Annotated in this window: 7 protein-coding genes; 3 read left to right on the plus strand and 4 right to left on the minus strand. The window is 74.9% G+C overall.

The window, feature by feature from the left end; all coding sequences use genetic code 11:
• The first annotated feature begins 258 nt into the window (after positions 1 to 258).
• The 3 genes from LWJ43_RS21715 to lanKC all read left to right on the plus strand — a co-directional run bounded on the left by LWJ43_RS21715 (position 259) and on the right by lanKC (position 4,608).
• On the plus strand, positions 259 to 417 hold the full coding sequence (locus LWJ43_RS21715; RefSeq protein WP_187282406.1) for a hypothetical protein: 159 nt from the start codon (positions 259 to 261) through the stop codon (positions 415 to 417).
• A gap of 176 nt (positions 418 to 593) precedes the next feature.
• Complete coding sequence (locus LWJ43_RS21720) at positions 594 to 1,919, plus strand: MFS transporter (protein WP_277333890.1); 1,326 nt, start codon at positions 594 to 596, stop codon at positions 1,917 to 1,919.
• 73 nt (positions 1,920 to 1,992) lie between these two features.
• Positions 1,993 to 4,608 (plus strand): class III lanthionine synthetase LanKC, encoded by a 2,616-nt coding sequence (gene lanKC / locus LWJ43_RS21725; protein WP_277333891.1) that lies wholly within the window; start codon positions 1,993 to 1,995, stop codon positions 4,606 to 4,608.
• Here the strand turns inward: lanKC and LWJ43_RS21730 are convergent.
• From LWJ43_RS21730 to LWJ43_RS21745, 4 genes are all read right to left on the minus strand, one after another.
• Positions 4,595 to 6,442, minus strand: coding sequence for an AfsR/SARP family transcriptional regulator (locus LWJ43_RS21730; RefSeq protein WP_277333892.1), 1,848 nt, complete (start codon positions 6,440 to 6,442; stop codon positions 4,595 to 4,597). The two genes, lanKC and LWJ43_RS21730, sit on opposite strands and share 14 nt — an antisense overlap.
• Before the next feature lie 210 nt (positions 6,443 to 6,652).
• The gene (locus tag LWJ43_RS21735; RefSeq protein WP_277333893.1) at positions 6,653 to 9,568 is read right to left on the minus strand and encodes a helix-turn-helix transcriptional regulator; all 2,916 of its coding nucleotides are present in this window, start codon (positions 9,566 to 9,568) and stop codon (positions 6,653 to 6,655) included.
• A 78-nt stretch (positions 9,569 to 9,646) separates the two neighbouring features.
• Entirely contained in the window at positions 9,647 to 9,844 is a 198-nt protein-coding gene (locus tag LWJ43_RS21740) for a hypothetical protein (RefSeq protein ID WP_145801427.1), read from the minus strand.
• Positions 9,841 to 12,906, minus strand: a complete 3,066-nt coding sequence (locus tag LWJ43_RS21745) for a type 2 lanthipeptide synthetase LanM family protein (RefSeq protein WP_277335957.1) — start codon at positions 12,904 to 12,906, stop codon at positions 9,841 to 9,843. Before LWJ43_RS21745 ends, LWJ43_RS21740 begins: the two co-directional genes overlap by 4 nt.
• Between the last annotated feature and the right edge of the window lie 92 nt (positions 12,907 to 12,998).

The raw sequence follows: 12,998 nt of genomic DNA on the forward strand, positions 1-12,998 counted from the left end.
TTCGACGACGGTCCACCGATGCTTCAGGAGCGGTATGGGCGCAGCTCAGGCAGGGTCCCGGGCCCGCCGCGGAAGCCGGGTGCGGTGCACGGAGCGGCCCTGAACTGGGCCGATACCGGAGCCATACCGCCGCCGAAGCGATCGCCAGGCGGGCCGTCCTAACTTTCTCGGCAACGGCAGGCAACGGCCCGCCGCACCGGAAACCCGGCACCTCAGGGCCCCCGGAACCAGTGCAGTCACAAGTGGACGGAGACCACCATGGCCGAGAACACCAAGCCCGCCGCCGACGACAACACCGACGAGACCCCCGAGGTCGAGGCGCACTCCGTACTGGACCTCCAGGAGACGGCCAACAAGGAGATCGAGGCGCCGGGCGGCAGCTGCGTCAGCGTGATCAGCGTCGTCCTGGCGGACTAGCCGGACGCACCGGGCGGCGCCGCGGGGGGCGGCTGCAGGAGTTCCCGCCGTGGCGCCCGGCCGGCTGGTGATGTGGGGCGGTTCCGTCTGACGGAGCCGCCCCGCCGTCGCTTCCGCGGCCCGGACGGGCCCGCACCCCTCGTCACGACCCAGACCGTCTCCCCCGGGAGTTCACGATGACCACGCCGCTGCGCGGCAACAGGGATTTCCGGCTGCTCTGGCTGAGCGGCCTCTTCGCGGTCCTGGGCGGGCAGATGAGTGCCCTCGCCCTTCCGCTGCTGGTGCTCAAGGAGACCGGATCGGCGGTGCAGGCCGGAGCCATCGGGACGGTGTCCGTGGGAACCGTGCTGATCACGATGCTGCCCGGCGGGGTGATGGCCGACCGTGTCGAACGCCGCCGGCTGATGCGGGTCTGCGACGTCGGCAGCCTGATCGTCGTCACCGCCCTCACCGTTGCCGTCTGGTCCGGACACGTCCCCATGCCACTCGTCCTGCTCTGCGCCGCGGCGGGCGCGGTGATCGGCAGCGTCTACGGGCCGGCTGTCTTCGGCCTCATGCGCGCGGTCGTCCCGGCCGACCAGATGGGCACCGCCACCGCGCGGCTCCAGGCACGCACCCAGACCGCCCGGCTCGTCGGACCACTCGTCGGGGGAGCACTGTTCGGCATCCACCCGGCCCTGCCGTTCGCGGCCGAGGCGCTGGGCCTGTTCCTGTCGACCGTCTGCGTGGCCCTCGTACGCACCCGCTCCCGGGCCAGGGCGAAGGCGGGCGCCGTGTTCAGCCGGCGCGAACTCCTCGCGGGCCTGACCTTCCTGTGGGGCCTGCCCTACCTCCGTACGGTCCTCCTCGTGTTCGGGCTGGGCATGAACTTCGCGTTCGGGGCGCTCACCTTCACCGCCCTGACCGCGTTCTCCGACGGGGGCACGTCGGGGGTCGGCGGCGGCTTCGTCCTCACCTGCGTCTCCGCCGGGGCACTGTCCGGGGCGCTGCTCGCGCCGCGGATCAGCCCCGCCCGGCACTCCCGGGTCCTGATCGTGGCCACCTGCTGGACCTGTGTGGCGGCCGCCGGGGTCATGGCCTGGATCAGCCGGCCGCTGGTGGCCGGGATCATGTGCGCGCTCACCATGTGCCTGTCGACGATCGCCAGCATCGGATTCCTCTCGAAGCTCCTGGTCGTGACCCCGGAGGAGAAGGTGGGCCGGGTCCAGAGCGCGGCGGGCTTCCTGTCCTCCATGGTCCAGCCGTTCGGGCCGCTGACCGGAGGCGCCCTGCTGACCGCTTTCGGCGCACGCTGGGCCTTCGCCCTGACCGGTTGCGTGCTGGCCGTCTCCGCCCTCGTGGTCACCTTCGCCCGCTCGGCGCGGACGGAACCGTCCCCGCCGCCGGCGGAGGAGCCCACCGGCCGGCAGGAGCCCGGGAACGAGCCCGGGACCGGCACCGAGCCCGGGGCGGGACCGGCCCGCGCACCTGCGGGCGCGAACCCCTCCGGCACCGGGGACTGATCCGCGAACCCGGGGCCCGCCGCCCACCGTCACCGTCCGTGCTCCCGCGGGCTTCGAGAAGAGAGAGCCGAGCGTGCCAGGCATCCAGGACACCCAGTTGTATTGCCTCGCCGACCGTACGTACTTCGACACCCCGGCCCGGCTGCCCGACGAGGAGTCGCGGTACCGGCTCGACACCGATCCGCCTCCGGAGGGCTGGCGCCGTGAGGCCGTGGGGCTGTGGACCTCACTGGTGCCCGAGGGGGTGAAACCGGCCGAGCAGGGCTGGAAGATCCATGTGTCCACCGTCCCCGGCGAGGCCGAGGCCACCCTGCGCGACACCGCCCGGATCTGCGTCCGCCACGGTGTGCCCTTCAAATTCCTGCGCAGCGAGAAGGCGTTGCTGCTGGTGGCGGGCAAGCACATGAACCGCAGCGGCGCGGGCAAGTTCATCGCGGCCTACCCGCCCGACGAGACCGTGTTCCTCGCGCTGGCCGACGAGCTGTCCCGGACGCTGGCGGGACGCAGCGGCCCCTACATCCTCAGCGACCTGCGGATCGGCGGCGCACCGGTCTACACGCGCTACGGCGCCTACGTGCCCCGCTGGTGCGACGACGCCGAGGGCCGCCGGGTCCTCGCCCTGCGGGACCCGTCCGGGAAGCTCGTCCCCGACGAGCGCGGTGTGGTGTTCCGGATGCCTTCCTGGGTCCAGGTCCCCGAGGCACTGCGGCCGCACCTCGCGGCGCGTGCCGCCGCCCGCGACGACACCTTCCCTTACAAGGTCACCGGAGCTCTCCAGTTCTCCAACGCCGGTGGGATCTACGTCGCCGAGGACACCGGGACGGGAGAGCGCGTGGTGCTGCGCGAGGCACGTCCGCACTGCGGACTCGACGCCGCGGGCGACGACGCCGTCACCCGCCTGCACCGCGAGCACCGGGCGCTGACGGCGCTGGCCGGACTCGACTGCGTACCCCGGGTGTACGGGGTGCGGACCGTGTGGGAGCACCACTTCCTGATCGAGGAGCACATCGAGGGGAACACTCTGCTGGAGGAGATCGTCGCCCGCTTCGCCCTCGTACGCGGGGCCGACTCGGCGGACGAACTCGCCCCCTACGTCGCCTGGACCGAGTCGGTGACCGGTGAACTCTCCCGGGCACTGGAGGCGATCCACGCGCGCGGCCTGCGCTTCGGCGATCTGCACCCCTCCAACATCATCGTCCGGCCCGACGGGCGGATCGCCCTCGTCGACTTCGAGTACGCCACCGCGCTCGACGACAAGGACACCCCGCTGGCCGGCGCCCAGGGCCTCCAGGCACCGCAGGGCACCCCCGGGGCGGAGGCCGACGCCTACGCGCTCTGGGCGACCTGGCTCAACATGCTGATGCCGGTCATGGAGATGGCCGGGCTGGAGAGGGCGAAGGCCCTCACCCTGGAACGCTGGGCCCGACGGCGGTACTCGCTCCCGGCCGGAGCGGGCCCCCGCAGGCCTCGACTGCTCCACGTTCCGGACGCCTCGCGACGGCGCGAGGACGAGGTGGCCGCCCTGTTCGAGGGGCCGGAGGTGGACTGGGCCGGGATCCGCACCCGGCTGCTGGCCGGAATCCACGCCGGAGCCACACCCGGGCGGGCGGACCGCCTCTTCCCGGGCGGGCCCGACCTCTTCGCCACCGGCGGCACCGACCTCGTGAACGGTGCGGCGGGTGTCCTGTACGCCCTGCACAGGACCGGTGCCCCCGTCCCCGAGGAGTGGACCGACTGGCTCGCGGCGGCTGCGCTGCGCAGGGACCCCGCAGGGGCCGGCGGACTCTACGACGGGCTGCCCGGCGCCGCGTTGGTGCTCTTCCTCCTGGGCCGCGCCGAGCAGGGACGCGAGGTGTGGGAGCGTGCGACGTCCCTCGCACCGGCGACGGCCTCGGCGGATCTGTTCACCGGGCGGGCCGGAACCGCGCTCGCGGCCCTTCGCATGGCCCGCGTGGACGGTGCGGCCCCCGATCCCCGGCTGGTCGACGACGCCCTGCGCACCGCCCGGGACCTGGACCGGCTGGTGCAGGGCGAACAGGTGGACGGCCTGCGGCTGCCGGAGTCGGCCGGACTGCTGCGCGGGCTGAGCGGAGCCGCCCTGCTCCTCCTCGAACTGCACACCCTGACCGGCGAGGAGTGGCTGCGCCGGGCCGCCCGCACCGCCCTGGGACGCGAGGCCGGACACCTCGTCACCATGGACGACGGCTCGCTCCAGGTGAAGGACGGCCGACGCCATCTGCTCTATCTGGGACAGGGCAGTTCAGGTGTCGCGCTGGTCGCCCAGGCCTACACCGCCCGGTACGAGGACGAGGAACTGAGCGCCCTGATCCCGGGCGTGGCCCAGGGCTGCGCCATGGAGTTCGTCCGCGAGCCGGGGCTGTTCACCGGCCGCGCGGGCCTCGCGGCCACCGCCGGCCAGCTCGACCCGGTGACCCGGACGGGGCCGGGCGTCCTGGCCTCCGTACGCAACCTCGCCTGGCACCTCGTCGCCGACGAGGACCGGCTGCTCGTCCCGGGTGCGACGCTGCGGCGCTTCTCCGCCGACCTCGGCACGGGAGCGGCGGGTCTGCTGCTCGCCCTGCACTTCCTGTCCGGAGGCCGCGACGGGGGCGCCGAGGAAGACGGCCCGCGCGTCCAGCGGGCCGGGGTCAACCTCCCCGGCCTGCTCGAGCTGCTCACCCTCGGCTGAGGCGGGTGCGACCGGCCCCCTCGGGGACCGCCTCCTCGCGGACGTACAGACAGAGGAGCCGGGGCACCTCGTACAGCACGGCGTGTGCGGTCACCTCGCCCGAGGGAGAGGTGACCGCACCGGAGTCGATGAGCGACTCGACCGCGCGGATCGTGCCCCGCTCGTCGCGGTCCAGCGCCGCCATCGCCCGCTCCAGCGTGAAGCCGCCGTCCCGTGCCGGCCCCGCTATGCGGATCAGCGCCCCCCGGTCACGGGCACTCAGGTCCCGCCAGCCCGCGGCGAGCCGGGAGCGTACGGACACGTCTCCCGCCACCAGTTCGTCCAGGGCCGCCGCCGGGTCGTCGAGCCGGTCCGCGTACTCGGCCAGCGGCAGGTGCCGCAGCACCGCGAGCCGCATCCCGCTCACCGCCACCGCCAACGGCAGGCCCCCGCACGCCCGCACGATGCGCAGCGCGGCGGCCCGGTCCGTCCGCAGCCGGTCCCCACCGATCAGCGTCCCCAGCAGCTCAAGACTCTCGTCCTCCCCGGGTACGGCGAGCGCCGTCCGGTGCACGGCTTCGAGACCGGCGAGCTGGCCTCGGGCCGTCAGCAGCACCGAGCTCCGCCCGGACCGGGGCAGCAGTCCGCGCACCGACGCCTCGTCCGCGACGTCGTCCAGCACGACCAGCGCCCGGTGCCGCGCCAGCCAGTCCTGCCAGGCGTCCTCGGCCCGCGCGGGGTCAGGCCGGCCCGGACCGCCCACCCCGCACAACCGCCCCAGCTCGTCGAGCACGTCGTTCCGGGAGCGGGCCACACCGTCCTCCCGTCGCGCCCGGACGTGGACCCGCCCGTCGGGGAAGCTGTCCGCGAGCAGGTGGGCCGCGCGGACGGCCAGGGCGGACTTCCCCACCCCGGCCGGGCCGGAGACGACCAGCACGGCACCGTCCGGACTCCCCGACACGTCCAGCAGTCCCGCCAGTTCGTCCTCGCGGCCGGTGAAGTGCCTGCTGTCCGCGGGCAGCGACACACCGCCCGCCGCGCTCCGGGGAGCGGAGGGCCGCGACGCCCGGCCCTCGCCGAGCATCGCCCGGTACAGGCCCGCCATCGCCGGGCTGGGTTCCAGGCCCAGCTCGCGGGCGAGCAGCTGCCGGTAGTCGTCGTACACCGCCAGCGCCTCCGCCTGGCGCCCGGTCTGGTGCAGGGAGTTCATCCACGCGGCCCGCAGCCGCTCCCGGAAGGGATGGCGTTCTACCAGGTCCCGCAGGCCGTCCACCGCGACGCCCGCCCGGCCCGTCTCGATCTCGGCCTCGGCCCAGTCCTCGTAGACCGTGAGGCAGCGGGCCTCCAGGCGTTCGGCCTCCTCCGCCACCCCGGCGGAGTCGCGGAGGTCGTGCAGCGGAGGCCTCTCCCCCCACAGGTCCAGGGCCTCGCGCAGCAGCCGGGCGGCGGTGCGCAGATCACCCCGTTCGCCCGCCGCCCGGCCCGCCCGGGCCAGTGTCGTGAAGCGCAGGGTGTCCAGCTCGCCCTCCTCCACCCGCAGCCGGTAGCCGCCGCAGTCGTGCACCACCCGGCCCCGGTCGTCGCCGTCCACGGCCCCGAACAGGGCCCGGGCGGCGCTGACATAGACCTGCAGGTTCTTGCGCGCGGTCCGCGGCGGGCCCTCCGGCCACACCACGTCGGTGAGCACGTCCACCGGCACGGGGGTGTTGGGCCGGGACAGCAGGGTGGCCAGGACCAGCCTCTGCTTGCGCGGCCCGAGGGGCAGCGGCCTGCCGTCGATCACCGCCGAGAGCGGTCCGAGCAGCGAGAAGTACACCGCACCGGGGGAGCCGGGGCGGACGGGGGAGAGGGGCATCAGCGGGCCTCCTGGCCGGGGGAGGGGCGACGAGCTGCCGTACCGTGCCGATGCTGCCGCGACGCGGAACGGGGCACATCGGTAGCCGCCCCGCATCTTCCGGGGGACGCACCCGACCCCCGGCGTCCGATGCCCCCATGTTGAGGGGCCGTTCCCCCATCCGGAGGGCCGGGGACCGGCGGGCCGGCCGCCCGGATGGGGGAACGGTGCTCAGGGGAGGTCGCCCGCGCACTCCGCGGCGAACTCGCACAGGGCCGAACGGTTCGCCCGGCCCGTCTTGCTCAGCAGGCTGGCCAGGTGCTTCTCCACCGTGCGGGGCGAGATGGACAGCCGGCGGGCGATCTGCTGGTTGCCCGGCCGTTCCGCCAGCAGCACGAAAACCTCGTACTCGCGCGGGGTCACCCCGTTGGTCCGCAGCGGCGGAGGGATCCGGTCCCGTCCACCGCGGTGCTGGGTCACACTCACCCCCGCCTGCCGCAGCGCCGCCCGGCACGCCGCTGCCGCCGGCTGCACCCCGGCCGAGTGGAAGAACTCCTCGGCGGTGCGCAGCCACACGACCGGCTCGCCCCACCCGTCGGCGAGCGCCGCGTCCGCGACCAGCCGCAGACCGAGATGACGGGCCACCGGAAAGGCCTCGGACCGGGCGTGGAAGGACGCCATCCGCCTCGCGGCACCGGCGGGATCCCCCTCCCTGCCGAGCAGCACCGCCTCCGTCAGTTGGAGGAACTGCCGGTTCCAGGCCAGGTCGGCGCCGGGCGCCCCGGCCACCTCCTCGTACTCCCCGCGCGCCCCGTCGCCCGACAGCACCCGCAGCAGCGGGCGCAGCCCGTAGCGGCCGCTCAGGTAGTAGTAGCTGGGGTGGTCGCGCTCCCAGGCCAGCGCGGCGTCCAGTGCCGCCACGGCCGCGGGGCGGTCCTCCTCCAGCAGCGCCCCGATCGCCCCGCAGAACCCCAGCCGCAGGGGGACCAGCGCGGACTGCTCCCCGCCCGCCCTGCGGAAGGCGGCGAGGGCCCGTTCCGTCTCCCGCCGGCGGCCCCGGTGTGCGGCTGCCGCCGCGCCGGCCAGCAGCAGGTAGCGGTGCGCGCCGTGGTTGCCGATCCTGGCGCTCGCCTCCACCGACCGTGCGGTGATCGCCTCCGCCTCGTCCCACCGGGCGCACATCACCGCGTTCATCGCGAGCAGTCCGTCGACCGTCTGCGCCAGCAGCAGGGAACCCAGCTCCGCCGCGGCCGCCCGCGCCGAGTGCAGACGTGCCGCGTCACCGGTCCGCATGAAGCCGTTCACCCCCAGACGCACCAGCGCCTCCACCCGCCAGAGCGGCAGGGCGTGCTCGGTGGACAGGGTGAGCATCCGCTCCAGACACGCGTCGGCGGCGTCGAACCCCCGCTCCCGGTGGAGGAGCGCGAGCAACTGCCAGGCCTGGCAGGCCACGACCGGCAGCCCTTCCGCCTCGGCGGTCCCTGCGGCCTCGCGGGCGGACCGTTCGGCCGCCTCCGGCTCCCCCCTGCCCTCCCCGGGCAGCAGGGAGAGGTGACCGTCCACGACGGCGAGCGAGGCGCGACGGGCGGGCGACGGCGACGGCCCGAACAGGGCTCGGGCCGCCGCGATCTGACGCGCCGTGTCCTCGGCGCGCTCCGCCATGACCGCCACCCAGGCGATCTTGATGTGGGCGTCCCCGCGCCGGGCTGCCGCCTCCGAGCGGGCGGGGAGCGGCGGCAGGCCGTCGGCCAGCGCCAGCGCCCCGTCGAGGTCGCCGCCCTCGGCCCGGGCCACCGCCAGGGACTCGGTGACGGCCGCGAGATCGGCGTCCGCCGCCAGGGAGAGGGAACGTTCCAGCAGCACCACGGCCGAACCGTGCGAGCCCGCCGCGAGCATCCGCCGCCCCGCCTCGGCGAACTGCAGCGCGGCCCGGGCGCGGTTGCCCGCCGCGAGCTCCAGCGAGGCCACGAGCTGCCGCCGGTCCTCGTCCAGCGGCTCCCCCGACTGCTCCACCGCCGCGGCGGCACGGCGGGCGAGTGCGGCGCGCTCGGCCGGCGCGAGGGAGGAGACCAGCGCCTCGGCGGTGAGGGCGTGGCGGAAGGTGTAGCGGTCGGGAGCCGCCCCGTCGGGGGCGATCACGCCCGTCTCGACCGCGGACCGCAGGTGGGTGAACAGGGCCCGGTCCTCCAGCCCGGTGACGGTCTGGAGCACCGCCACGGAGAACTGGCCGCCCAGGGTCGCCGCCGTCAGCAGCAGGTCCCGCACCGGCTCGTCCATCCGGTCCAGCCGGTGGGCCCAGCTCCGCAGGATGCGCGACGGGAGGGTCCCGTCCGGCTGGTCCGCCGCCTCCCATCCTGTCTCCGTGCGCCGCAGCCTGCCCGTGTCGAGGAGGTCGTCGAGCAGCACCTCGACCAGATAGGGGTTGCCCGTCGCGCGTTCGGCCAGCCGCCGCTGGACCACCTCGGGTACCAGCTCGGGCGGCGTCTCCAGACAGGCCCCGGTCAGGGTCCGCACGTGCGCGTCGTCGAGCCCGCGTAACTCCACCACCGTCGCGGTGTGACGCTGTTCGGCGGAGCGTACGAGGTCCAGCGCGGTCCCCTGCTCGGGGCGCAGGGTGCCCAGCAGCAGGACCGGGAGGTCCGCGAGGTTGTCGATGACGTACTCCACGACCGCGACGGTCTCCGTGTCGCAGTCGTGGAGGTCCTCCAGCAGCACCACGCAGCCGGTGTCCCGGCCGAGGACCGACAACAGCCGCAGCAGGGCCTCCGCCAGCTCGACCACGGTCTCCGTGTAACCGGCCGGCGCCCCGCTCCGCCACTCCGGGACCAGCCTGGCCAACGCCGGGTGATACGGCGCGAGTTCGGCATCCGTCGGCGTGCCCGCCGCACGGAAGTGGGACGACAGGGCCTCCACCAGGGGGCGGAACGGCACGACCAGGCCGGTGGAACCCGCCCTCCCGCGCAGCACCGGCATGCCCAGCCCGTAGGCCCGGTAGGCGCATTCGCCCACCAGCCGGGACTTGCCGATCCCCGCTTCGCCGACGAGGAACAGCGCGCGCCCCGAACGCCGTCGTGCGGCGTCCAGGGCGCTGCTCAGCAGACCGATCTCGTCGTCACGCCCGACGACGACGGGCGAATTCGCACGCATGGCCGCAGGCTACTGGAGCCGTACAGAGTGCGGCAGTAGGCACATTCCCGTCATGCCGTGCACGGTGGCGGGAAACGGCTACATCGGGACGGTGAACGTGGTCCACGGCAGGTCGGGGCCGTTGACGACGTCCCCGTCCGAGGCACTGAGGAGTCTGCTTCTCAGACCCAGGCCTCCGTTGTTCCCCAGTGATATCCGCCCCGCGGGGTGCTCGAAGGCGCCCTCGTGCGCCGCGGTGACGTCCACATATCCTGCCGACTCGCTGATCTGCGTCATCTCTGCCTCTTCTTCCGGTCGTTGATGGTGAACGTCATGGGTACGTGGGCCCGGTCGGCCCCCGTGGAGTGGCGCATGAGCAGTGCCGGCCCGATGCGGTCGGGGAACCCCGCCCGCAGCAGCCCGTGTCCGATGCCCGACAGGCCGGTGAGCAGCCCCGGGTGAGGTACGTGTCCGGGCGTCCCGCAGTGCGGCTGCGCCCGGTCGGCGGCGGCCAGCACGGTGCCGGTCCGGCGCAGCCAGTGGGGGCGCAGCCGGGGCAGGGCGGCATGACCGAGCAGTTCCAGTACGCCCAGTTCGCCGTGGCACAGGCTGTCGTCCGGCTGGGGTGCGGCCCGGGCCACGTCACCGGCCCGCTCCGCGAGCCAGTCGCGGAGCTCGGGATCGGCGAGGGCCTCGGGGCTGTCGGCGACCGCGAGCGCGACGCCCGACGTCCCCTCGCACCAGGCACGGCCGTCGCCGGCACCCCGTACGGCACGGCGCAGGGCGTCCAGCCCGGCGTTCCGGTGGCGCGGGCCGCCGCCCGCCCCGGCGAACCGCAGCAGGGCCCAGCCGATGCCCGCCGCCCCCTCCGCGAAGCCCCCGGACGCCGGCGCCGCCGCCACGAGTCGTTCGGCGCACCGCTCGGCACCGCGCCAGGCCTCGGTCCGGCCGGTGGTCCGGTGCACGGCGAGCAGCGCCACCAGCCCGCCGGCCGCGCCGCCGCGCACCCCGAGCCCCTCCTCGGCCGAACTCGCCGCGCAGGCGAGCCGGGTGGCGGGCCCCGCCCAGTCCAGTACCCGGCTGTCGTCCAGCAGCGTCCCGACCTCGGTGAGGGCGTAGGCGATGCCCCCGAGCCCGGAGAACGCGCCGGAACCGAGCACTCCGAGGTCGTCCCCACGCAGGTGGAGCGCGTCCAGCAGACCCGGTAGGGGCGCCAGCGCCGCCCGGGCCGCGTCGGCGTAGCGGGCGGCACCGGTCAGGGACGCCAGCTGCGCGAGGAACAGCGCGGGCCCGGTGTAACCGCCCGCGAGGTCGGCCGCCAGCGGCGTGAGCCGCCAGTAGCGTTCGCCGAGCAGCTCAAGACCGATCCAGTTGGTCCGGCTGCCGCTGTGGTACGCGAGTGAGACGAGCTGGTCGCCCACCGAGCGGGCGGCCGACAGCAGCCGCTCCGGTTCCGGCGCGGTGGCCTCGGTCCTGGGCCTCGCGGACCCGGTGGCGCCGTGCGGAGGCCCGGTGGAGGTGCTCACCATGGCGGTGCGGATGATCCGTTCCTGGTCCAGCCGGTCCACGGTGTCCAGGGCGCGGATCTTCGCCTCCACCCGCGCCAGCCCGGTGGGCCCGGCGGGACCCCGCATCCTGCGCCCGTTGCCGCTCCACACCTCGGTGAGGTCCGGACGCGTGGTGAACACCGGGACGTCACCCCGCCACAGCTCCTCGATCTCCTCGTCCTCCAGACCGGCCAGCGCGGGGGAGCCCAGGGCGCCGGTGCGCAGGAGCGCGAACACCTGCTGGCGCTCGGCGGCGTCCCGCATCAGGTCGGGGTGGGTCGACTCGTGCAGCAGCGTGGCGTACGTCCACGTCGGCCTCGGCACGAAGCGGGTCTCGTCCTCGGCGAACAGCCGCAACAGCCCGTTGGAGCCGAGCAGTTCGTCACGTGAGTCGCTGACGGCGGTGTACGCGGCGCGGAAGCCGTCGCACAGGGCGCCGGTGAACCGGAACGGCTCGGCCAGGACCCCGTCCAGGCTGGGACGGTTGGCCGATTCGGCGAACCGCCCGGTGGCACGCACCAGATGCATGGTGTCGGTGCCCGCCGCCGCCCAGGAGGCCGTCTCCAGCGGGGAGGAGGCAGCCCGTCCGCCGCCGACGGCCGACATGTCGAGCGCGGTGGTGTCCCCGACCAGAAGCTGTGGAAGCAGTCCGACACGGTGCACCGAGCCGTACAGGGCCCGGGCGGCCGGATCGGCGGGTGGGGCCTGCGTGAGGGGCGGGTGGAAGAGCGTCTCCACATCGACCAGGACGGGATGGGCCCCGCATGCGATGAGGTTCTCGTGGTGCAGGTCCGTGCCGTCCAGGACGTGCAGCAGGGCCAGCAGCGCCCCCAGGCGCCGGTAGAAGAGAGTGGTCTCGGCCGCCGAGCGGCAGGGGGCGTCCCCGATGAACTCGGCCCAGCCGTACGCGCCCCGGTCCAGGACCCCGGGCGCCCGCAGGACGGGCGTCCCCCCGAGGGAGTTGAACCACTGCACCAGGGTGTCGAAGTGCCGGTGCGCGGCGAGCGGTCGCGGCTTGTAGACCAGCCGGGCGCCGTCGGCGAACCGCAGCAGCATCACCGACCGGCCCCCGCGGTGGCTGTCACCCGTACCGGCCTCGACCTCCGTCAGGGTGTGCGGCCCGTAGGCGGTGAGCCGCCCCGCCCCCTGGGCCCCGAGCACCGTGGAGGCACCGAGGAGTTCCCCGTCCGCGGTGAGCCTGCCGAGCATCTCGGCGAACGCGTCGGCCGCGTTCATGGCCGCCTGCGCGAGGACCCTGGCGAGGACCGGATAGGCGGTGACCAGAGAGGCGAGGCCCGCCCGGCTCGCGGTCAGCCGCAGGAAGTCCCGGAAGCGCTCACGCGGCCCGGGGCCCGTCAGCCTGCCGTCGGCCCGCGCGTCGTGCAGTTCCGACACGAGGGTCCGGGCGGCCAACACGGCCAGGCGCCGTTCCACGTCCCGACGGAAGCCGTCCAGCACAGCGGTGGAGCAGGGGGCCGGCCCAGGCCGCGCGCCGACGCCACCGGACACCGCGCCCGCCATCCGGTCGGCTGCCCGGGCCGCGAACGGGGCGACGACCAGCGCGAAGCCGGTCAGATCCGGGTAGGCCCGGTCCGCGATCCGCGCCGAGCGCGGTGCCCGGTCGACCGCCTCCCGGGCGAAACCGGCCCAGTCGGGCTCGGCCGCCGGGCGCGGTCCGACGGTGCCGGGGACCCACCACGGGTCGCCGTGCTCCCGGAGTCCGAAGAGGCCGTCGGTGTCCGGTACCGGGGCGTGGTCCGTGCCGCCCGCGCCGTCCGACGACGCCTTACCGCCGATCGCTTCCTTCTCCACCACCGCGTTCACCTCCCCGGTCCAGGGAGGCCCCAGCGGTTCTCCCGGTGCCCATCCTGGAGGGCGCCCGGGTCCCGCACATGGGGGAGTCG

It is taken from the genome of Streptomyces sp. JH34 (assembly GCF_029428875.1).
In the GTDB taxonomy this organism is placed as follows: Bacteria; Actinomycetota; Actinomycetes; order Streptomycetales; family Streptomycetaceae; genus Streptomyces.